A 20,908-nucleotide genomic window follows, 5' to 3' on the forward strand; every position below is an offset into this window, starting at 1 on the left:
CATGTCAGATTTAAAAACGATGATCGAAAACGCATGGGACAACCGCGATAGCATTAGCCCAAGCACAGTATCAAGCGACGTAAAACAAGCTATTATCGACGCACTTGATTTGCTTGATAGCGGCGCAGCACGCGTTGCTGAAAAAATATCAGGTGAATGGGTTGTACACCAGTGGCTTAAAAAAGCCGTTTTACTGTCGTTTCGTATTCGCGACAACCAACCAATGAACGACGGCGTAAACCAGTTTTACGACAAAGTACCACTTAAATTTAGCGACTACACGCCAGAGCAATTTCAGCAAGGTGGTATGCGCGTAGTACCAAACGCAGTAGCACGTAAAGGCAGCTTTGTAGGTAAAAACGTCGTACTTATGCCATCGTACGTAAATATTGGCGCATACGTTGACGACGGCACCATGGTTGATACATGGGCGACTGTAGGCTCATGTGCACAAATTGGTAAGAACGTACATTTATCAGGTGGCGTAGGCATAGGCGGCGTTTTAGAGCCTCTACAAGCTAATCCAACTATCATTGAAGACAACTGCTTTATTGGCGCACGTTCTGAAATTGTTGAAGGCGTAATTGTTGAAGAAGGCGCAGTAATTTCAATGGGCGTTTACATCAGCCAAAGCACTCGTATTTATGACCGCGAAACCGGCGAAATTCACTACGGCCGCGTACCAGCAGGGGCAGTAGTTGTTCCAGGCGCACTACCGTCAAAAGATGGCACCCACAGCCTTTACGCTGCAATCATCGTTAAAAAAGTAGACAAACAAACACGTGAAAAAGTAGGCATCAACGCCCTACTACGCTCAATTGATGAGTAACAGTCGGTTGGGTTGAGGGAAACGAAACCCAACGATACTTTTAAGTTAAGTGTTTTAGCTAAACTTTAATTGTATATAGAAAAGCTCTAAGCCCTTTGGGTCTAGAGCTTTTTTTGTTATCTGAACGTTTTCTATTATTAAATGGAGAGTTGATCATATGGATACTGAAGAAAGTAACGAGCTAGTCTATCACTACACATCTTTGGATGCTTTTATCTCTATTGTGAATAGCAGAACCTTTCGGTTTGGCGATGCAAGAGCAATGAATGACTATACAGAGATAGATCATAATATTAATCTTCTTTTAAATTTAGAAAAACAAAAACCTGAGTTAATGAAAAAATTAAATATTTCAAATGAAGGGTTTAATAAAGGCATTAAAAATATTAAGTTTTTCAAAAAGCATATTGAAAATCACTATATACATATAATGAGCTTTAGTAAAAACCCAGATTCTTTAAGCCAGTGGCGGGGATATGCAGATAACGGTACAGGAATATGTTTTAGTATCAATTTATCAGCATTACGACACTGTCTAAATAATACTTACCGCATTGCTGGGAATTGCGTTTACAAACAAGGAGAATTAAACACAGAAGCACAAAACTTATTAAAATTAGCCTCAACTTTTGATAGTGATCAATTTGAATTTGAGGCTAGAAGTAACTTTCTTGATAACTTTATCGCATTTATAACAACAGGTAAAAATGAGGCTTTTATAGACGAAGGTGAAGTAAGGTTAGTTTCTTTCATTGAAAAACTGCCACCACCTCAAGATGTGAAATTCATAAACTCTAATGGCTTTATTAAAAGCTATCTTGAAGTAAGTTTTCGAATAAATATAATTGACACAATTATACTTGGACCGTGTTGTAAATTTGCAGCTAATGACCCCGTCTTTAATGATATGTTAGACAATTTATTTTTTAATAAAAAACTCTACGAGTTAGGAGTTGATACTAACCCATATAAGCCTAAAGTTTTAAGTTCAAAGGCAACTTTCAGATAACCGTTGGGTTTCGTTTCACTCAACCCTTCCTACGTCGATAAAATTAATCCCGAGCTACTGCTCATTGTTAGCAATCCCCCCTAAACCTAAGATCACTTATAAAAAAAGTGCTTTTATGTAGCAACGTAGTAATTACCTTGCCCTGCTTCATCAACAAACAAGATAATCAAACCTTTCTTCCACTAAATTCCATTAAAATAAAATTTACATAGTTAACTTAGTGGTGATATAACTGAATGTGTTTTGGGAACGGAGTTGGTGATAAATCAAACCATTAACTGCCAGCTAAAAAATATTACTCAGCTAGCTTACCCTTACACCCTTTACTTAAGGAAAATAAAAATCCTAACTAAAACAGCGTTTACCACATTTTAAAATAACAAAAGCACAAGTAGGTTGTACTAATGGAAGAGTATTTAATCGTTAAACAAAAAAGTAGATACCCTATCGCTATTGCGGCTTTATTGTTGTTATTGGCTTTGGGTTATTTAATTAAGATACTACTTTTCTCAAATGATATTCCTGAACGTTATTTAAAGCCAATATTAGTCTCTCAAGTATCATTACCCAATGTATTAAAAGGGATTGGTACAATAGAGCCTACACAAAGAGAGCTTTTGTCTGCGCCGCTAAAAGGCAATATCAACACACTTACAATTCGTGAAGGGCAAGCTATAAAAAAAGGCCAAGTATTAGCAAAGCTAACTAACTACGAATTGGAACAAGATATACATAATGCGAGTTATGAGCAGCTTAATTTAGAATCCCAAGTAGCTATTGATAAAAGTAATTTAGCAATTAAGCTCTCGCAAATTAAAGTCGACTTATCAAAAGCTAAAATGGCATTGCAGCAGCAAGCGCTTGAATTAAATGCTAATAAAGTCTTAATGGAACAAGGTATTATTTCTGCAATTCGCTTTAAGCAAAGCGAAATGCTTTACAAGCAAAGTGAACTTGAAGTTAATGCCAAAAATGGTGAACTTAGTCTATTTAAAGAGGCATTTGATCAGCAATTAATTGCGCTTGATAACAAAGTAAACATCTCAAAAAACAAACTTAGCTATTTACAAAGGCGTCAAGAGCAACTAACACTCACAGCAAACTTTGACGGTACCGTAAGCCAAAACTTAGCTAAATTAGGTCAAGCGGTTACTCAAGGGCAATCGCTGTTTGAGTTAATAGAGACCGACAACTTACTGGCTAAAATACAAGTCCCTCAGTATTCATCCACTCAGTTAAAAATTGGCCAAAAAGCAGACATAGTTACACCCAGTGGCACAATTGCAGCTAAGGTTGATTATATTGATACGGTAATAAGAAATGGCGCTATTAATGTATTTTTAGTATTAGACGCTTCCCCTCCATCATGGCTTAGAAGCAGCCAAGCAATAGAAGCTCATATTTATTTGGAGCAATCTTTAGTAGCTCAAAACATTAAAAAACCGAATGATTTTGATAACTACAGTCTGTGGAAAGTATATGAAATAACGCCCTCCAGCAAAGCTATTCTTACTCATATAAATTACAAAACGACTGAGCAAGACACTTTAAGCTTTGATGAGTCGCTACAAGGTAACTATGTTTTATTACTACCAGCAGCTTATGCCACTCAAAGTTACCTTGATTTGAAAGAAGTATTTTAATGAGGTGTCAGTTATGAGTTATCCGTTAATAGAGTTTAATAATATTTTTTATCAATACCCTAATACCAAAATTGATACCCTCAAAGCTGTAAGTTTTAAAATAAACAGTGGTGACTACATTGCAATAACTGGTACTTCTGGCAGTGGTAAAAGTACCCTACTTTCTATTTTAGGTTTACTAAACTTACCTAGCCAAGGGCAATACACTATTTTAGGCACTAACACAGCAGACTTAACACCCGACTCTATTGCAGCCATTAAAAACAGAGAACTTGGTTTTATATTTCAAAACTTTAATTTATTAAATCATTTAAGCGTATTTGATAACGTGGCTTTGCCACTCAGTTACAACAAATCGGTGCCTAGGAAGGATTACCAAAAAAAAGTAGAAGCTGCGCTTAATAAAGTAAATATGCTTGAATTTATTGATAGAAAGCCAAGCCAATTGTCAGGCGGGCAACAACAAAGAGTTGCTATTGCTAGAGCATTAATAAATGAGCCTTCTATTATTTTAGCCGATGAGCCAACGGGTAATTTAGATTCGAGTAATAGCGAACAAATATATCAGTTACTCAATAAGCTAAACGACGATGGCAAAACAATTTGCTTAATAACACATGATGAAAACCATGCTAAAACAGCAAAAACGCGTTTGTATATTCAAGACGGACAGCTTAGTGCGCAAGGTTTTTGATGCTGAGCTTAATTACTGATCTGACCTTAAACTGGCTAAAATATGCTAAGCAAAATACTAAATTATGGCTTAGCTGTTTGTTGCTGAGTATTCCTTTGTGTTTAATTTTAAATATAAATCATATTCATAGTCAGTTTTTATCAGCCGATCACACGGCAATAAATAACATCCACAACATTAAACAAGTTTACTTAAGTGACACTCAAAATGACTTACCCGTTGATGAGTACATTTTTGATGAAATAACCTTATTGCACCAAAATTTAGTCGGCGTTTTTGAACGCTCTATTGATTTATCATTAAAGCTTTCGGTTAATCATGATAGCGAGCCTGTTAAGGTAAGCTTTATATCGGGGGGTTATAAACAATTAGGTATCATTCCTGCTTTAGGCAGCTTTGAGAAGCTAGATTTCCCAAAACAAGGCAGCGCACTAAGTGCCGCCATTAGCTATTCGTTTTGGCATACTCATTTTAAAGGTGTCACTGATATTATTATTAACAGCTTGCTGTTAATAATAAAAGCATAAACATTGTTGCTGTAATGCCAAAAGAGTTTAAAAGCTTTAAACGTGCCTATGAACCTAAACTCCTTATTTCTTACTCGCAACTCAAGCGCATTTTGCCTCAAGAAAGTAGCCTGACCCCAGATACATTTACGTATATTTTAGGAAACGTTAAAAATAAAACACTCTTTTTAAGCTTGCTAAATAAGCACTTACAAAACGAAATGTTTATATTTGATAACACCGAACTTAAGTTTAGTGATGGTATTGGCGTTAGCCCTACTCACTTTAATAAAATAATAAAGCGCCTAAACTTATTGCAGTTACTTTATTATATTTTACTCTCATTTAGCTTTATTGCCTTTTGTGCATTTTACTGTGCAGAGTCAATTAAAAAGCAACAAGAAGAAACTATACGCAAACTATGTGGAGCCAATAACACACACATTTTTGTGCAGCAAATTATTGATATTGCACTCACAAGCCTACTACTTATTATTGTAATGTGCGTTTTGTATCCACTGAGCGACCGCATTAGCGCAATTTTATTACCAAGCCTGAATAAGCTAAGCAGCTCTTTTTCATTATTTACGCTGGCGGTATTTTACATAGTTATTATTACTTTTTTATCGGCGCTTAGTTATTTTCAGCGAAGGTGGGTACACAGCAGTATTGGACGCGGCCAAAGTGCAACAACAAGCGAAAAAGTATAAGTGTTCTCATTGCTTTCGTTACTTACTAGCCTTGCTATTACAAGTGTTTACATTAGTAGTTTGGTTATTTACAGCCAGATTAATTTAAATAATAAAAGTATGGGTTTTAATGCAGATAATATTCTAATTGCCAGCTTTAGTTTTCCACAATCACCTAGCGAGGCCTTTAATGCAAATAACTCTGCTCAACAATTAATTCAGCAATTAAATTCACTGCCCATTATTGAAGAAGTATCACTTAGCTCTGCCCCGCCACTATCAGATCGCAGTGGGTTTAGTGCATGGTACACCGTTACCGGACAAGCTATCAGTTCGGTTAAAAGCGCCAGTACCGCAAGCCATAGAGTGAGCCCGCATTACTTTAAAACTATTGGCGCTAAGCTTATTTCTGGGCAAAGTGTGCAATGGCAACAGTACCAAAACATTGTCGTTAACAGCGCTTTATGGGATCAATACTTTGCAGGCACAGAACTAAGCCAAGCTTATTTATTAGCCCAATTTGATACTGGAAAAGTAAAACATAAAGTAGTTGGCGTTGTTAATGATATTTATAATGAAGGGGCCGACACACCGGTTCAGCCAACTGTATATAATGTAATAAGTGCCCTGACAGGTTTTGAAACAATTATAATTAAAACTCATGCGCCCATCACACAAGTTGAAAGTGAACTCCAAACGGCAGTAAGAGCATTAAGTGTTAACTTTAACGATTTATCACTTACCCCCCTTTCATCTTTAGTAAAAAATGAGCAAGCCCCTAGAAATGCATTACTAATAATTACCGTTGTGTGTTCCTCAATTCTTCTACTCTCTGCGTTTTTATACAACTACAGCAGTATTAAACAGCTTACTGCTAAATCATCTACAGAGCTTGCATTAAGACGTGCTATGGGCGCTCGCAGCTACCAAATATGCTATTTATTTTTAAAGCTATTTTTCACTGCATTTGTGATAACCCACATAGTTATTATTGCGCTATTTTTCACCCAACATGAAAAACTACAAACTTTTTTATTTCAACAATCCGTTTTTGACCTAAACACGATACTTACAGTGCATTTAGTCATTTTGTTAGCGGTTATATGTATTATTGCTATAGAGATTAAAAAAACACTTAACAATTCGTGGAATAACTTAACTTAAGGATAAGCATGTATAAATTACTACTAGCTACACTACTTATATATGGTGGAAATACATACGCTGAGCAGTACAGTTTCTCTCATTACCAAATGGTTAAATCGCCCATTAATAATACCGCACCGCAAATGTTTTTATTTAACAGCAAAGGCGAGTTGATGCATTACTCTGATAAATATTTACCAAATATTTTATCCATTTTTAAAAATAAACAAAGCCATCCTGATTCTGATTTAATTAAAAGTAATTTAGAGCAGCTATTAACAACATTGCCCGATTTTACCCAGCAAAAGTATACGTTGTTTTACACCTCAATAGATGAAGATGTAGGCCCTTGTCCGCCTTGTAGGCAACAAGAAAAAACCATCGACATGCTTAAAAGTAAGTTTTCAGACAAGCAGCTAAAGGTTCATTCAATTTCTATAAATGCCAGTGACAACAGTATATAAAAAAAACCCGCTAAATAACTTTAGCGGGCTTTTTGTTGCGAAGGTTAAACCTTTAAAAAGTTTACAGCGCGTTAAATACGTCGTCTGTTTTAGCTGCGCAAATAAAGTCGTTTTTGTGTAGGCCTTTAATTGAATGGCTCCACCATGTAACGGTTACTTTGCCCCACTCGGTTAATAAACCTGGGTGATGGCCTTCGTCTTCTGCCATGTCGCCTACTTTGTTAGTAAACGCGATAGCCTGTTTGAAGTTTTTAAATTTATAAACTCGCTCAAGCTGCATAATGCCGTCACGTACTTCTGGTACCCAATCTGGGATTTTAGTAATTAATTGTGCTAACTCTTCGTCAGATACTTTTGGCGCATCTACATGACAGGCTTCGCATTTTTGTGCACTTAATGAAGACATTCTAAATCCTTACTTTTAGCTTTTTTAGCATTAATGTTTAACTGGCTAATTTTTCTTTTGGTGGAAATTTTGGGTCGTGCAAACCAAGCTCTTTAGCTCGCTCAACCAAAGTCATAATATCCATTTGCGATATATCAAACAGATCATGAATCGAATTTATGGTGTAGTACTGTGGTTGCATAATATCAATACGGTACGGCGTACGCAGTACATCAAGCACGTTCATTGGGCTAATTTCTGGCGTATTTGAGTATACGTACTGAGTCTCCCCTGGGCTTGATAAAATGCCGCCGCCGTAAATACGCAGGCCATCTTCGGTTTGCATTAAACCAAATTCGACTGTAAACCAGTATATACGCGCAAGGTATACACGGTCCTTTTTCTGCGCTGCGTAACCTAATTGCCCGTACTTATGCGTAAACTCGGCAAAGTCAGGATTAGTTAGCATGGCGCAATGGCCAAATATTTCATGAAAAATATCAGGCTCTTGTAGGTAGTCAAATTCTTCGCGGCTACGAATAAATGTAGCTACCGGAAACTGCTTGTTTGCCAGTAATCTAAAAAACTCATCAAAGTCGATAAGCGCAGGTACTGGTGCAACTTGCCAACCGGTAGTGGCTAGTAACACTTCGTTTAGCTCGCTTAGCTGCGGAATACGGTCGTGCGGCAGGTTAATCTTTTTTAACCCTTGCATGTACTCGTTGCAGGCTTTGCCTTCAATGCATGCAAGTTGGCGCGCTACAAGCTCAGACCAAATTTTATTTTCTTCATCACTCCAGTGTATAACACCATTTTCGTCTGGTGTTTTGGATGTGTATTTACTTGCTTTAGCCATAAGTACCTTCTTGGGTGTGAGCCCTAAATCGGTGTCAGTGTGATACTCAAACCTGTTGAATATCGAATGACCCCATACTATGCAAAAGTGAAGAAAAGTTTAATAGATAGGCTAACATCAGTATTTGGCGCGATCACTTGCATTGTAAATTTAAAATTACACTCATGGCACATTAAAAATACAGACCTTTAAATAAAGGCCTGCAGCTTATTTTTAAGTGTATACAATTAAATACACCTAACCAATTTTAGTAAAAGCTTGGTCTAAATCACTAATAATGTCGTTAACATCTTCAAGCCCAACCGAGAGTCTGATCAGCCCATCACTTATTCCAGCGGCAGCTCGCTCCTCTGGCGTATAAGGCGAGTGAGTCATAGATGCAGGATGCTGAATCAGTGTTTCTGCGTCACCGAGGCTTACTGCAAGTGTACAAAGTTTCATACTATCAATAAATTGAGCGCCATCATGTAATGTGCCTTTTATTTCAAACGCAATAACACCACCAGCGGCTTTCATTTGATTACCAATAAACTTATAACCTGGGTGCGATTTAAGCCCCGGGTAATATACGGTGCTTACTTGTGGATGCGCTTCTAGATATTGCGCTATAGTTTGTGCGCTTTGACAATGGCGCTCTATTCTAATAGCGAGTGTTTTTAGGCCTCGATTAATTAGCCATGCATCGTGCGGGCTTATGGTTGCACCAATGTCTTTTAGTACGGTCATTTTAATGTGTGTTATGTGCTCAAGCGATCCACATACAATACCGGCAACTACGTCTCCGTGGCCGTTTAAGTACTTGGTCGCACTGTGCATTATAATGTCGATGCCGTATTTTTTGGGCGATTGCAGTAGCGGCGTTAAAAAGGTGTTGTCGACCACACTAATTAAATTGTGTTCTTTAGCAACTGCGCCAATCAGTGACAAATCAATAACCGCCATAGTGGGGTTGATTGGCGTTTCTACAAATATCATTTTTGAATTAGGTTTGATGGCAGCGCGTAGTTCGTCCTCGTTGGTCATATCAACAAAAGTGACTTCGATTCCCCAGCGCGGCAACATATGCGAGAAAAACGCAAAGGTACAACCATATAAAGCACTTGAGGCAACAAGGTGATCTCCTTGCGATAAAAAGCTCAGTACTGAGGCCGATACAGCCCCCATACCTGTTGCGGTTGCAGCTGCTGCTTCACAACTTTCTAGTTGAGCAACTTTTTGTTCAAGCTCTGTGGTTGTGGGGTTTCCTAAACGCGTATAAATATAGCCAGGTTCGTCCCCTGCAAAACGCGCAGCACCCTGCGCGGCATTTTCAAAATGAAAGGTAGAGGTTTGATACAAAGGAGAAGTGAGTGCCCCGTGCGGGTCGTTTGCTTTTTGTGGTCCGTGAATACACTGGGTGTTTATATGATGCTTGCTCATTGTAGGCTCATTTTTTTGATTATTATGTTTTTGCGATTCAACAATCAAAACGTATGCGCTTACAAACAGCAAGCATGCCGGATGCTCAGATGGCTATTTGTGCAAAAACCGTGCAGCGCACGTTTGTACACAAATATTGCCACTACCTTTACTACGTTGACTCCGCCTTTTTACGGCTCATAATTTTACCTGCGATGCTTTGCACAGTGCCTTTTAGTAAGCTGCGTTTGTTTTCAAGCCTTGGTAATGGGCGACTAAGCTCCATTGCTTTGTAACCAATACGCGCTGTAAAAATACCAGCACTGACCCCTTGCGCAGCCCGCCCCGAAAGCTTACCTAAAAGCTCAGCACTTAGTGCAGTTGCAGCAAGGTCAGATACAAGCTCTGCGCTGCCAACAAACATTACTTGTTTTATCAGCATACGGTATAACTTTATACGGCTCGCGTAGCCAAAACCAATGCCGTAAATTTTACCAATTTGTTCTATTAACTTAGTACCGCGCCAAAGCACAGCCATCATATCCACCAGCGCAAGTGGGCTTAGGGCAACTAGCAGTGCGGATTCAGTCGCAAAACGATTTATAAGCTTTTTAGCTTTGGTGTCTTGGGTTATTAATAAACTATTGGCGTACAGCGTCATTATTTCTTTGTCGCTGTGATGCATCGCTACTTGGTTTTTAAAGGTTTCAAAGTTATCAAGCTCTTGGTGTTTATTAAGCTTTTCGAGCCAAGGTAACGCACCGCCTACTTGCTCGCTGTTTAAAAGCCTGTCGGCTTCAACTCGGTGCAGCTGGTTACGCTTTAAACTGCGCAGCATTCGGTACTCTCGCCACAATAAGCGCCCTATTAGCAGCACGCCACTTACAACTGCTGTTAAATAAACACAGCCTAAAATAATTGACTGCTCGAAAGCAAATACTAACGAGTATGCAAACTCTAAAAGCACCAGCACTATAAAACTAATAGCAAAAACACCTTTAAGTGTTTGCCACTTTGACTTTTTATATACAGGTTCCAGATCTATTTCTGGCTCTAGTGCTTCATCTTCAAGTTCTTCGTAATCACTTTGTCCGTGCTGAATAATTTTTGCAGGTGCTAAAACGGGTTCGTTTTGCTCAATGCTTTGCGTATCTATACGACGCCCTGCTTGAAATGGTTGGTTTGACTCACTCATGTTAATTTGTCTCCTAGCAGGTACTGCATGACATGATCTAATCGAATGTGTTTTAGTTGTTTATCGGGGCTCGGCATTGGAGAGAACGATAAAAACTCAAATCCCTGTGCTGGCCACTCATTTTTATTAAGCATCCGCGAGGGTGGTTGCGGCGGTAGATACGTAAGCCAATCAGGCTCGTGTAATGGTTTACCGTAAATGCAGTCAAGCGTTTGGCCTTTGTCGGTAATTTGGCGCGGTTGCGTTGCTGTAATTGACGACATGGCCATGGTTTCTATTTTTACACCATCAAACTTTAAATGATTACTTTGCTCATGCACGAGCGAATCAAGTAGCAGTGCTAAATCTTTATGGTGCTTAGCACTTATGTGATCTGATTTATTAGCTGCAAATAATATTTTGTCTATGTTGGGCTTAAATAAACGTTTAAAAAAGCCCGACTCGCCATAGTTAAAATGTGCGAGTAATTGGTTTATTACACTGCTTTGCTCTTGGAGTGTTTCGTGCCCTTCGTTTAATGCACTAAGTACATCTACAAGTACAATTTGGCGATCAAAGTGCCTAAAATGCTCATTATAAAATGGTTTTACAACTTCTTTTATATAGGCGTTAAAACGCTTAATTAAATGCGCTAAATTAGAACCCGCAACGACATCGTCACTGTTTATTTCACCCGATACCGGAAAAAACAATAACAATGGCGCGCCTTGTAGGTCGCCAGGCATTAGCATGCGCCCAGGTTGTAACATGGCAAGTTTGGTGTCTTTTTTAAGCCCGACTAACATGCTTTGATAAAGCTGAGCAATATGGGCAAGTGCGTTTTCATCAACGGGGGCGTTTAAGTCAAGTTGCTCAACGGCCACTAAAAAGTCACTTGATGTGTTTACGCGCGAAGGCTGAGTTAATAACGGATATTGCTGCTCGCACCATTGAGAATAGCTTTGCTCAAGCATAGGTAAATCAAGGAGCCATTCACCCGGGTAGTCAATAATATCTAAATAAAGCGTTGATTGCGGCGAAAAGTGCCCACGCAGCCCTGCATTACTTTGATACTTTATTGCCAAGCGCAGCGTATTAATACGCTCGGTAGATGCAGGCCATGTAGGCATCCCATCGCTGGGTAATAAAGTATTGAGTGCTCGAGGGTAATTAAACGTAGGGACTTTTAACGCCTCTTGCGGCACAACTTTAGTGGCCACATGGCGGTGCTCGCGCATTACATCAAAAAAAGGTAAGTTTTTATCGTCCGCTTGGGTTGTTAAGTGTTTAACAAGCGCGGTAATAAAGGCAGTTTTACCACTACCACTTAGGCCAGTTACGGCAAGCTTTACGTGTTGGTCTAAACTGCGATGAAGGGCTTTTTGTGCTTTGCCTTTAATGCTTTTAAAGGTCTTTTTTGCAAATGATTGGCTCATAAAGTGTCTTGCACCTAATTTGCCGTAATTTATCACGCTGCAAATAAGGTGCTATTAAATCCTTTAAAGTTTGTTAATTTCACGGCTCACCGTAAACTCGCTTGAAGTTACATGGCGCTCCATATCTTGAAGGCGAGTATCTACACGCGTTAAACGCTCTTTTAAATCTTGCAATGCGCGGCGCGGCGGCTCGCCTTTTTGCCATACTTTAAATTTTACTTCTAGCGGATCATCAGTTTTAGTTGAGCTTTTTGTTTGCGCTGTTGTGGGCTCTTTTTTATCTAAAATGAACCAGGCTGCAATATACGCTACCACAAATAATGGGCCACCCGTTAGCAGTACCGCACTAACAAATATAATGCGAACTAACCATAACTCCATATTAAAGTAGTCACTTAATCCCGCACACACACCGGCTATTTTACCGCGTTGTGGGTCTCTTAATAATTCGCGTTTGGCACTCATACTTTGCGTCTCCATTGTGGTGACTCTTGATCAAGCAATGCTTCAAGTGTTTCTAATCGATCAGCCATTTTTTCAGCTTTGTGTGCAAGCTCAAGTAATTGGCGATGTTCGTGCTCACTTAAACCTTGGCTTACTTGTTTCTTGCTACGGTAGTGCAAAATTAGCCACAGCGGAGCAACAAAAATCATAAACAAGATAAATGGTGCAACTAATATCTCTGGATCAAACATAATCCTCTCCTGACAATCCGTTTTGATGTTTTTAAGCTGGGGCACAAGGGCCCCATATATTTTTATATGTAATTATTTATCAGCTAACTTCTTTTTAAGTTCGGCTAGCTCATCATCTATCTTTTCATTTTTTTGTAGATTAGCAATTTCATCCGCTAACGTCTTTTTACCTAAATCGTACGACTCAATTTGAGATTCTAGTCCATCAATTTTGGTTTCGTAACGTTCAAAGCGGTTAAGTGCTTCTTCTACTTTTGAGCTATCAAGTGTCTTTTTCACTTCAAGGCGCGACTCAGCCGAACGTTGGCGAAGTATAATCGCTTTTTGACGAGATTTAGCATCTGCTAGCTTTTCTTGTAGCGTCGTTACTTCTTGCTGTAATTTCTCAATATGAGACTCTACATGTTCAAGCTCACTCGCTACTGAAGCAACTGCATCTGCCGACTTTTGCTTTTCAAGTAAGGCTGAACGCGCTAAATCGTCGCGGTCTTTACTTAAAGCCAGTTCGGCTTTATCTTGCCAATCACTTACCTGCGCTTTAAGTGTATCTAAGCGGCGTACAATTTCTTTTTTCTCAGCCAATGTTTTAGCTGATGTAGAACGTACTTCAACAAGCGTATCTTCCATTTCTTGAATAATCAGACGAACCATTTTTTCTGGGTCTTCTGCTTTATCTAAAATGGCGTTGATATTAGAATTAACGATATCTGCAAAACGTGAAAAAATTCCCATAACATTTACCTCTGTAATTAAAACTTAGTTAGTCTGCTATAACTAGTATCAATATGCTTGCCAACTTTTTAAAAGTTAAAATACACTTTATTTTCATTACGTTAAACTAAATATACAAATTTCTTTAGTTATCCCTAATTATGAAATACACTAACTGTTAGTAAAAATGACCAAGAGTTAGGAAATATGAGCCAATATCGCCAACAGGATAATTTACTCGGCCAATCAGATAGCTTTCTGTCTGTATTAGATCAGGTATCGCAACTGGCTAATTTAGATAAACCGGTACTTATTATTGGTGAACGCGGCACAGGTAAAGAGCTAATAGCAGCACGCTTACACTTTTTATCAAAACGCTGGGATCAAAACTACGTAAAGCTTAACTGTGCAGCGCTTAACGAAAACCTACTCGAAAGTGAGTTATTTGGCCACGAAAGCGGTGCTTTTACGGGGGCAAGTAAACGTCACGAAGGTCGTTTTGAACGCGCTAACAGCGGCACACTGTTTTTAGATGAATTAGCTAATACCTCAGCTATGGTACAAGAAAAACTGCTGCGCGTTATAGAATACGGTGAGTTTGAACGTGTTGGCGGCAAACAAACTGTAAAAGTAGATACCCGCTTAGTGTGTGCGACAAACGAAGATCTTCCTTATTTGGCCGAGCAAGGTGAATTTAGAAGTGATTTACTCGATCGCCTTGCCTTTGACGTAATTACCCTGCCACCACTGCGCGAACGCCAAGACGATATTATGCTTCTTGCTGAGCAGTTTGCGATGAATATGGCGCGCGATTTAGAGTGGGAACTGTTTAGCGGTTTTACCCGAAGCGCAACAGAAACACTGCTTAGTTATGACTGGCCTGGTAATATTCGTGAACTTAAAAATGTGGTTGAACGCAGTTTGTATCGCCACGGTAGTGAACATATTCCCGTTCACCAGATTATTTTAGACCCATTCGATAGCCCATTTAGACCAAAAGCGCGTATTAAAGCACCTATAGCAGCTCAAACTGTTAATGCAGAGCCTATTGTTGTTGCGCCGCCGATTACTCAAACAAGCAATGATTCAGCCGTTGATATTCAATTTCCGTGCAGCTTAAAAGAGCGTTCAAACGACTTTGAAATAAACATGATTAATAAAGCACTCGAACATAGCCAATTTAATCAAAAGAAAACTGCAGAAGTACTTGGTTTAACGTATCATCAATTACGTGGTTATCTTAAAAAATACAACTTGTTGGATCAACAATAGTCAGAGGTTATGCGGGTGCATAAATTATTACTTGTTTTGCTTACCACCACTTTAGTTGGTTGCCTTGATAGCAAAGAAGAAATCATAGAAGAAAAAAACCAAGGCTTAGTTTATTGCGCTGAAGCTAACCCTGTGTCGTTTAATCCGCAAGTCACGACCACCGGTTCAACTATTGATATAATTGCTAACCAATTATACGACCGCTTAATTAGCATTGACCCTGTTACGGCAGAGTTTCAAAGTGAGCTGGCGACCGATTGGAAAATTAGCAAAGATGGTAAATCGGTTACCTTTACCCTGCGTAAAGATGTAAAGTTTCATACAACTTCTTATTTTACCCCATCGCGGGACTTTAACGCCGACGACGTTATATTCACCTTTAGCCGATTATTCGATGTATATAATCCATATCACTTTGTGGGCGATGCCGATTACCCGTATTTTCAAAGTGTAGGAATTGATCAACTTATTCGCAAAATTGTGCGCGTGTCTGACTACCAAGTCCGTTTTGAATTGTTTAATCCTGAAAGTAGTTTTTTAGCTAATATGGCTACCGACTTTGCCGTGGTACTTTCAGAAGAATACGCCATGAAACTTAAGAAAAATAATCAAAAAAACTTATTTGATCAGTACCCTATTGGCACCGGCCCGTATATTTATAAAGAATACCGCCGAGATCATCTTGTGCGCTTCTACCGTAACCCACTTTATTGGAAGCATGACGTTGCACTTGAGCAATTGGTTTACGATATAACTCCTAACGGCACTACGCGCATAGCAAAAATGCTGACTAAAGAGTGCGATGTAACGGCTCATCCAAGTAGTGCACAATTGAGCATTTTAGCGCAACGTGATGATATAAACGTCGAAAAAGAAACAAACTTAAACATAGGTTATTGGGCATTTAATACAGAGCGTGCCCCGTTTGACGACTTACGCGTACGCCAAGCGCTTGCGCACGCAATAGATGTAGATAAAATAATGCAGGCGGTTTATTACGGTAACGGTACTCGCGCACAATCTATTTTGCCGCCAACCTCTTGGGCATTTGAGCCACAAGAAGATATACCTACGTTTGATCCTGAACTTGCTAAAAAGTTACTTATTGAAGCAGGGTTGCCTAATGGCTTTGATATGACGATATGGGCTATGCCTGTGAGTCGTATTTATAACCCCAACGCACGTAAAATGGCTGAGCTTATGCAAAGTGATTTACGCAAAGTAGGCGTTAACGTCAGTATTGTAGAATATGAGTGGAATACGTTTATTCAACGTATTGGCGAGCATAGGCACGACAGTGTATTACTTGGTTGGGCAGCAGATACACCCGACCCTGATAACTTTTTTAGCCCGCTGCTGAGTTGCACCGCTACTTTTAGTGGCAAAAACCCTGCAAACTGGTGTAATCCCCAATTTGATTTATTGCTTACTAAAGCACTAGACACCACTGATTTAAACAAACGTAAAAAATACTACGAAGATGCACAAACCCTAATTATTAAAGAGTTGCCGTTATTACCAATTGCTCATGGCTTGCGCTTTCAAGCAAGTAGCGCTGATGTGGAAGGCATAACACTTGGCCCGTTTGGTGCTATTTCGCTTGCTAATGCGAGGAAAAAATAATGATCTTAGATTATATTTTACGTCGCCTTGGTTTGTTCTTTTTTATGATACTAATGCTCAGCGTATTTACGTTTTCACTGGCGTATTTATTTCCCGGTGATCCGCTAAGTAATTTAAGTGGCATACCAAGTGGTAACTTTGCACAGCATAGTGAGCTTGAGGATAAATATTTATACAACAGCAATTACTTTATGCAATACATTGCCTTTTTAGGGAGAATATTTCAAGGCGATTGGGGGCTTTCATTTGCCTCTGGTAACAGCGTGTTTAGCCATATTATTGACTTACTACCGGCTACTTTAGAGCTAAGCGTATATGCATTAATTGTATCGGTTGTTATTGGTGTACCTACTGGCATTTTAGGCTCTGGCTATCATAAACGCTGGCCCGACAAACTTATAAACTCTGTCACTATGGTAGGTTATTCAATGCCTGTGTTTTGGCTCGCATTGTTGTTAATAATGGTTTTTTCATTAAAGCTTGGCTGGTTTCCAATGTCGGGCAGAATGGGCCTCCTTTACGAAATACCCGCCAGTACAGGGTTTATATTAATTGATATTGCTCTAGCTGGATTTCCATATAAAGGAATGGCCTTTGTTGATGCGCTGCGCCATTTAACACTCCCTACTATTGTACTGGCCATGTATCCAACCACGGTATTAGTGCGCTTTACTCGCGAGTCTATGCTTAAGGTAATGGATCAAAACTTTATTAAAACAGCTAGGGCAAAAGGCCTTAACCGCCGTCAACTTATCATGCACCATGCACTGCGTAATGCACTACTACCGGTAATTAAGCAAATTGGTTTGCAATTTAGCACCTTGATAACACTTGCGATGATTACTGAAGTTATTTTTTCTTGGCCGGGTATTGGCCGATGGTTAATCGATAGTATTTATCAGCGTGACTTTCCAGCTATTCAAGGTGGATTAATGGCGGTGTCTTTATTTGTTATTTTAGCCTCTATTACTGCTGAGCTTACTTACACTTTATTCGATCCACTCTCGCGGAATCAGGCCCATGGCAAAGTTTAATTTATTTTCTGAAGAGTCGAATAAATCGCCACTTGCGCGATTTTGGCGCAAATTTAAAAACAATCACCCAGCTTTGGTTGGTTTATGGATATTTATGGCGTTTGCATTATTGGCCGCCACTGCTCCTTTTTTAGCGCCCTATGGCGTAAACCAACAGCATAGTGATGCATTACTCATACCGCCCTCATGGCGAGAAATGGGCGATGTACGCTTTATTTTAGGCACCGATGATTTAGGCCGTGATGTACTCTCGCGCTTAATGAATGGTGCAACATATACGTTTGGACTTTCTGTTGTAGCTGCCCTAATCACGACCCTGTTTGGTGTATTAGTGGGGACTTTTGCAGGGATTAGTAAAGGGTTGCGTTCAAGCTTTTTAAATCATTTACTTGATATAACACTTTCTATTCCTTCTTTGTTATTGGCAATAATAATAATCGCCATACTCGGCCCTGGTTTAATGAATACCGTATGGGCAATTATTTTAGCGTTACTACCGCAATTTATTCACTCGGTGCGCAACCTAATTGTTGATGAATTAAGTAAAGATTACATTACTGCGTTTAGACTCGATGGCGCATCTAATTGGCATATAATATCGCGCGGTATTTTCCCTAATATTTATGAGCATATTGTGGTTATATTCACGATGGCGCTTTCTACTGCGATATTAGATATTTCAGCACTGGGATTTTTAAAATTAGGGGCTCAACCACCAACGACCGAATGGGGCGCAATATTAGCCGAAAATCTGGGCCTTATTTATTTAGCGCCGTGGACTGTAGCGCTACCTGGTGTACTGTTATTTTTAGCCGTGTTATCTACTAATTTAGTAGGCGATGGCCTGCGACAAGTGCTAAAAGCACGTAAGGCTGATTAAATGCAATTACTCGATGTTCGTAACTTAACAATTGAACTACGTACCTCTGAAACTGTAATTAGAGCCGTAGACAGAGTGAGTTTTAGCTTAAAGGAAGGCGAAGTACATGCGCTCGTAGGCGAGTCTGGCTCTGGTAAAAGCCTAATAGCAAAAGCGATTATTGGTGTATTAAACGAGCGCTGGGACATTACTGCCGACCGTATTCATTGGCGCGGCGTAGACTTAATGCGTTTAAGCCCAGAGAAACGCCGTAAAATAGTAAGCCAAGATATAGCGATGATCTATCAAGACCCAAGTCGCTGCCTTGACCCAACCGCTAAAATATTTGACCAAATTGCCGAAACACTCCCAGAGGTCGCAACTAAAGGTTTCTTTTTAAAGCGCAACCGCGAGAGAAAAGACAGAGTAAAAGCGCTTATTCATAAAGTGGGCATTAAAAACCACGAAGCAGTACTAAGTAGTTACCCTCATGAGCTCTCAGAAGGCGTATGTCAAAAAGTAATGATTGCGATGGCCATTGCTCGCACGCCTAAGCTATTAATCGCTGATGAGCCAACTACGGCACTTGAAAGTACCACTCGCGCACAAGTATTTAGGTTACTAAAAAGCTTAAACCAACTTAAAAACATGTCTATTTTGATGATCTCTCATGAACTGGAAGAGATTGCACATTGGTCGCATGGCATTCATGTTTTATATTGCGGGCAAATGGTTGAAGCAGGCCCAACCCATGAAATATTTAAACAGCCTCGCCATCCATACACGCAAGCATTACTAAAAAGCTTGCCAGACTACGAGCAAGGCTTAGCACATAAAGAACCTTTTTATGCGCTTAAAGGGACTATCCCTACCCTGCAACATTTGCCCATTGGCTGTCGCCTTGGGCCGCGTTGTCCGCAAGCACAAAAAGCCTGTGTGGTTACACCAGCCCTAACTAAGCATCATGGTCATAGTTATGCGTGTCACTTCCCGTTAATTAAGGACATGAAGTAATGCAACCACTGTTAAAAGTACAAGCGCTTTGTAAAACCTTTAATGTGCGAGCTGGGCTTTTTTCACGTAAAAAGTTTGAAGTCCTTAAAAACATTTCATTTTGCGTAGGTAAAGGTGAAAGCATTGCCATAATTGGCGAAACAGGCGCAGGTAAAAGTACGTTGGCAAAACTACTTTCAGGAGCTGATAGCGCTGATAGCGGGCAAATTTTGCTCGAGAATAATATTATCGAAGATAATGGCGTACGCGATAATCAATGTCGCCATATTCGTATGATTTTTCAAGATTCAGCTGCATCGCTCAACCCGGGGTTAACCATTGGCGAAATGCTTGATGATTGCCTGCAATATAATACTGAGCTTGATGCTAGTGAACGCACTGAAAAGATTGATGCAACGCTTTCTAAGGTGGGTTTGTTAATTGATCATAAACACTACTACCCGCATATGTTTAGTGTGGGGCAGCTACAGCGTGTAGCGTTTTCTCGTGCATTAATTTTAGATCCTAAGGTGATTGTACTTGATGAAGCTGTTTCGTCTTTAGATCCCTCCATACGGGCGCAAATAGTAAACTTGTTACTTAAGCTGCAGCGCGATACAGGCCTTACGTATGTGATGATCACTCATCATTTAAGTTTAGTACGTCACATTAGTGATTTTGTAGTTGTACTTGATAAAGGCGAAGTGGTTGAATACGGTCCTACTGAAGATGTTTTTCAAAACCCTCAATCAAAAGTAACGCAGCGTTTATTAAGCTGCTAAAGCAGATTATAAATACCTAACTTTTTTGTAAGGTAACCGTATTTAACTAGGTCTTCTTGTTAATTGTATTTAATTAACAAGAGATCTCATGCTTAAACAAAAGTTACTACTTAGCCTTTCCCCATTACTCCTTCTATCAGCCTCAGCTATTGCTGATACAAATTGGGTTGGTGGCGTTGATCATTTAGGTTTAACCGTATCAAACTTAGATGCATCCAAAGCATTTTTTTACTGATGTACTTGGCTTTAAAACGCTAGGGAATGACCCAGCCTATCCTGCTTATTTTTTATCAAACAATAAAATAACCATTACATTATGGCGCGTGAAAAACGATGCAAAACGTGTGGAGTTTAATCGAGCAGAAAATGTGAGCTTACACCATTTAGCACTCAGTGTTGAAAGTATCAAAAAGTTAAGCGAGCTACATGAACACTTAAAAATGCAAAATAATATTATTATAGAGTTTGCACCCGAAAACTTAGGTAGCGGCCCAACCCAACATATGATGATAAGAGAGCCTAGCGGCAATCGGATTGAGTTTATTGCCAGAGGTAATTAAAAGACAATAAAAAAGGCGCTTTAAAAGCTGTCTCTTGATCACAAGTCTGACTCAAGAGATTTTGCTAAATCGTAGCCTTCCAGGATGGCTTGTAACTTAAGCCATCCTTGCCATAACACTTTCACAGATGCACGCCCTGTGCGCTTGGTA

22 protein-coding genes and 1 pseudogene are annotated in these 20,908 nt (G+C 39.5%); 15 read left to right on the forward strand and 8 right to left on the reverse strand.

Annotation, left to right across the window (positions count from 1 at the left end):
• Position 1 precedes the first annotated feature (1 nt).
• From dapD to H5116_RS11920, 8 genes are all read left to right on the forward strand, one after another.
• Complete coding sequence (dapD, locus tag H5116_RS11885; protein WP_002958324.1) at positions 2-829, forward strand: 2,3,4,5-tetrahydropyridine-2,6-dicarboxylate N-succinyltransferase; 828 nt, start codon at positions 2-4, stop codon at positions 827-829.
• A 157-nt stretch (positions 830-986) separates the two neighbouring features.
• Entirely contained in the window at positions 987-1,838 is an 852-nt protein-coding gene (locus H5116_RS11890; protein WP_182696047.1) for a DUF2971 domain-containing protein, read from the forward strand.
• 404 nt (positions 1,839-2,242) lie between these two features.
• The gene (locus tag H5116_RS11895; RefSeq protein WP_182716211.1) at positions 2,243-3,481 is read left to right on the forward strand and encodes an efflux RND transporter periplasmic adaptor subunit; all 1,239 of its coding nucleotides are present in this window, start codon (positions 2,243-2,245) and stop codon (positions 3,479-3,481) included.
• Positions 3,482-3,494: 13 nt separating this feature from the next.
• Complete coding sequence (locus H5116_RS11900) at positions 3,495-4,175, forward strand: ABC transporter ATP-binding protein (protein WP_182682336.1); 681 nt, start codon at positions 3,495-3,497, stop codon at positions 4,173-4,175.
• Positions 4,175-4,702, forward strand: coding sequence for a hypothetical protein (locus H5116_RS11905; RefSeq protein WP_182716212.1), 528 nt, complete (start codon positions 4,175-4,177; stop codon positions 4,700-4,702). Before H5116_RS11900 ends, H5116_RS11905 begins: the two co-directional genes overlap by 1 nt.
• A gap of 14 nt (positions 4,703-4,716) precedes the next feature.
• Positions 4,717-5,391, forward strand: coding sequence for a hypothetical protein (locus H5116_RS11910; protein WP_182716213.1), 675 nt, complete (start codon positions 4,717-4,719; stop codon positions 5,389-5,391).
• A 9-nt stretch (positions 5,392-5,400) separates the two neighbouring features.
• A complete protein-coding gene (locus tag H5116_RS11915; protein ID WP_182716214.1) occupies positions 5,401-6,534 on the forward strand; it encodes a hypothetical protein in 1,134 nt (377 codons plus the stop codon).
• A gap of 8 nt (positions 6,535-6,542) precedes the next feature.
• The gene (locus tag H5116_RS11920) at positions 6,543-6,980 is read left to right on the forward strand and encodes a hypothetical protein (RefSeq protein ID WP_182693128.1); all 438 of its coding nucleotides are present in this window, start codon (positions 6,543-6,545) and stop codon (positions 6,978-6,980) included.
• A 61-nt stretch (positions 6,981-7,041) separates the two neighbouring features.
• Here the strand turns inward: H5116_RS11920 and H5116_RS11925 are convergent, their stop codons facing one another.
• The 8 genes from H5116_RS11925 to pspA form a co-directional block, all read right to left on the reverse strand.
• Complete coding sequence (locus tag H5116_RS11925; protein WP_002958326.1) at positions 7,042-7,386, reverse strand: 4a-hydroxytetrahydrobiopterin dehydratase; 345 nt, start codon at positions 7,384-7,386, stop codon at positions 7,042-7,044.
• Positions 7,387-7,423: 37 nt separating this feature from the next.
• Positions 7,424-8,221, reverse strand: coding sequence for a phenylalanine 4-monooxygenase (gene phhA / locus H5116_RS11930; protein WP_002958327.1), 798 nt, complete (start codon positions 8,219-8,221; stop codon positions 7,424-7,426).
• A gap of 237 nt (positions 8,222-8,458) precedes the next feature.
• Positions 8,459-9,640: a methionine gamma-lyase gene (gene megL, locus H5116_RS11935; RefSeq protein ID WP_182716215.1), complete on the reverse strand. Its 1,182-nt coding sequence runs from the start codon at positions 9,638-9,640 to the stop codon at positions 8,459-8,461.
• A 151-nt stretch (positions 9,641-9,791) separates the two neighbouring features.
• On the reverse strand, positions 9,792-10,814 hold the full coding sequence (locus H5116_RS11940) for a TIGR01620 family protein (RefSeq protein ID WP_182716216.1): 1,023 nt from the start codon (positions 10,812-10,814) through the stop codon (positions 9,792-9,794).
• Positions 10,811-12,229 (reverse strand): YcjX family protein, encoded by a 1,419-nt coding sequence (locus tag H5116_RS11945; RefSeq protein WP_182716217.1) that lies wholly within the window; start codon positions 12,227-12,229, stop codon positions 10,811-10,813. The genes H5116_RS11940 and H5116_RS11945 overlap by 4 nt, the downstream gene beginning before the upstream one ends.
• A 63-nt stretch (positions 12,230-12,292) precedes the next feature.
• Positions 12,293-12,694: an envelope stress response membrane protein PspC gene (gene pspC / locus H5116_RS11950; protein WP_182716218.1), complete on the reverse strand. Its 402-nt coding sequence runs from the start codon at positions 12,692-12,694 to the stop codon at positions 12,293-12,295.
• Complete coding sequence (gene pspB / locus H5116_RS11955) at positions 12,691-12,924, reverse strand: envelope stress response membrane protein PspB (RefSeq protein WP_024596504.1); 234 nt, start codon at positions 12,922-12,924, stop codon at positions 12,691-12,693. Before pspB ends, pspC begins: the two co-directional genes overlap by 4 nt.
• A gap of 72 nt (positions 12,925-12,996) precedes the next feature.
• A complete protein-coding gene (gene pspA / locus H5116_RS11960; protein WP_007376832.1) occupies positions 12,997-13,656 on the reverse strand; it encodes a phage shock protein PspA in 660 nt (219 codons plus the stop codon).
• A gap of 186 nt (positions 13,657-13,842) precedes the next feature.
• Here pspA and pspF point away from each other — a divergent pair, with 186 nt between their 5' ends.
• From pspF to H5116_RS11995, 7 genes and pseudogenes are all read left to right on the forward strand, one after another.
• Entirely contained in the window at positions 13,843-14,907 is a 1,065-nt protein-coding gene (gene pspF, locus H5116_RS11965) for a phage shock protein operon transcriptional activator (protein WP_010553754.1), read from the forward strand.
• A 15-nt stretch (positions 14,908-14,922) separates the two neighbouring features.
• The gene (locus H5116_RS11970) at positions 14,923-16,530 is read left to right on the forward strand and encodes an ABC transporter substrate-binding protein (RefSeq protein ID WP_182716219.1); all 1,608 of its coding nucleotides are present in this window, start codon (positions 14,923-14,925) and stop codon (positions 16,528-16,530) included.
• Entirely contained in the window at positions 16,530-17,564 is a 1,035-nt protein-coding gene (locus tag H5116_RS11975) for an ABC transporter permease subunit (RefSeq protein WP_002958336.1), read from the forward strand. Before H5116_RS11970 ends, H5116_RS11975 begins: the two co-directional genes overlap by 1 nt.
• Positions 17,551-18,444, forward strand: coding sequence for an ABC transporter permease subunit (locus H5116_RS11980; protein WP_002958337.1), 894 nt, complete (start codon positions 17,551-17,553; stop codon positions 18,442-18,444). The genes H5116_RS11975 and H5116_RS11980 overlap by 14 nt, the downstream gene beginning before the upstream one ends.
• Positions 18,445-19,437 carry an oligopeptide/dipeptide ABC transporter ATP-binding protein gene (locus H5116_RS11985; protein ID WP_002958338.1) on the forward strand — a complete coding sequence of 331 codons (993 nt, stop codon included), beginning with the start codon at positions 18,445-18,447 and terminating at the stop codon, positions 19,435-19,437. It abuts the gene before it with no gap.
• Complete coding sequence (locus H5116_RS11990) at positions 19,437-20,198, forward strand: ATP-binding cassette domain-containing protein (protein ID WP_002958339.1); 762 nt, start codon at positions 19,437-19,439, stop codon at positions 20,196-20,198. The genes H5116_RS11985 and H5116_RS11990 overlap by 1 nt, the downstream gene beginning before the upstream one ends.
• An 88-nt stretch (positions 20,199-20,286) precedes the next feature.
• Positions 20,287-20,758 (forward strand): annotated as a pseudogene (locus H5116_RS11995) (VOC family protein).
• Positions 20,759-20,908: the final 150 nt, after the last annotated feature.

The sequence above is a fragment of the Pseudoalteromonas sp. SG45-2 genome, assembly GCF_014164115.1.
GTDB lineage: Bacteria > Pseudomonadota > Gammaproteobacteria > Enterobacterales > Alteromonadaceae > Pseudoalteromonas > Pseudoalteromonas distincta.

Bases quoted from the DNA above. Each gene is read 5' to 3' on its own strand.
- pspF (WP_010553754.1), top strand. From the start codon at position 13,843: ATGAGCCAATATCGCCAACAGGATAATTTACTCGGCCAATCAGATAGC.
- dapD (WP_002958324.1), top strand. From the start codon at position 2: ATGTCAGATTTAAAAACGATGATCGAAAACGCATGGGACAACCGCGAT.
- H5116_RS11945 (WP_182716217.1), bottom strand. From the start codon at position 12,229: ATGAGCCAATCATTTGCAAAAAAGACCTTTAAAAGCATTAAAGGCAAA.
- H5116_RS11985 (WP_002958338.1), top strand. From the start codon at position 18,445: ATGCAATTACTCGATGTTCGTAACTTAACAATTGAACTACGTACCTCT.
- pspC (WP_182716218.1), bottom strand. From the start codon at position 12,694: ATGAGTGCCAAACGCGAATTATTAAGAGACCCACAACGCGGTAAAATA.
- H5116_RS11940 (WP_182716216.1), bottom strand. From the start codon at position 10,814: ATGAGTGAGTCAAACCAACCATTTCAAGCAGGGCGTCGTATAGATACG.
- H5116_RS11905 (WP_182716212.1), top strand. From the start codon at position 4,175: ATGCTGAGCTTAATTACTGATCTGACCTTAAACTGGCTAAAATATGCT.
- megL (WP_182716215.1), bottom strand. From the start codon at position 9,640: ATGAGCAAGCATCATATAAACACCCAGTGTATTCACGGACCACAAAAA.
- H5116_RS11920 (WP_182693128.1), top strand. From the start codon at position 6,543: ATGTATAAATTACTACTAGCTACACTACTTATATATGGTGGAAATACA.
- H5116_RS11925 (WP_002958326.1), bottom strand. From the start codon at position 7,386: ATGTCTTCATTAAGTGCACAAAAATGCGAAGCCTGTCATGTAGATGCG.
- pspA (WP_007376832.1), bottom strand. From the start codon at position 13,656: ATGGGAATTTTTTCACGTTTTGCAGATATCGTTAATTCTAATATCAAC.
- phhA (WP_002958327.1), bottom strand. From the start codon at position 8,221: ATGGCTAAAGCAAGTAAATACACATCCAAAACACCAGACGAAAATGGT.
- H5116_RS11910 (WP_182716213.1), top strand. From the start codon at position 4,717: ATGCCAAAAGAGTTTAAAAGCTTTAAACGTGCCTATGAACCTAAACTC.
- H5116_RS11975 (WP_002958336.1), top strand. From the start codon at position 16,530: ATGATCTTAGATTATATTTTACGTCGCCTTGGTTTGTTCTTTTTTATG.
- H5116_RS11895 (WP_182716211.1), top strand. From the start codon at position 2,243: ATGGAAGAGTATTTAATCGTTAAACAAAAAAGTAGATACCCTATCGCT.
- pspB (WP_024596504.1), bottom strand. From the start codon at position 12,924: ATGTTTGATCCAGAGATATTAGTTGCACCATTTATCTTGTTTATGATT.
- H5116_RS11980 (WP_002958337.1), top strand. From the start codon at position 17,551: ATGGCAAAGTTTAATTTATTTTCTGAAGAGTCGAATAAATCGCCACTT.
- H5116_RS11990 (WP_002958339.1), top strand. From the start codon at position 19,437: ATGCAACCACTGTTAAAAGTACAAGCGCTTTGTAAAACCTTTAATGTG.
- H5116_RS11900 (WP_182682336.1), top strand. From the start codon at position 3,495: ATGAGTTATCCGTTAATAGAGTTTAATAATATTTTTTATCAATACCCT.
- H5116_RS11890 (WP_182696047.1), top strand. From the start codon at position 987: ATGGATACTGAAGAAAGTAACGAGCTAGTCTATCACTACACATCTTTG.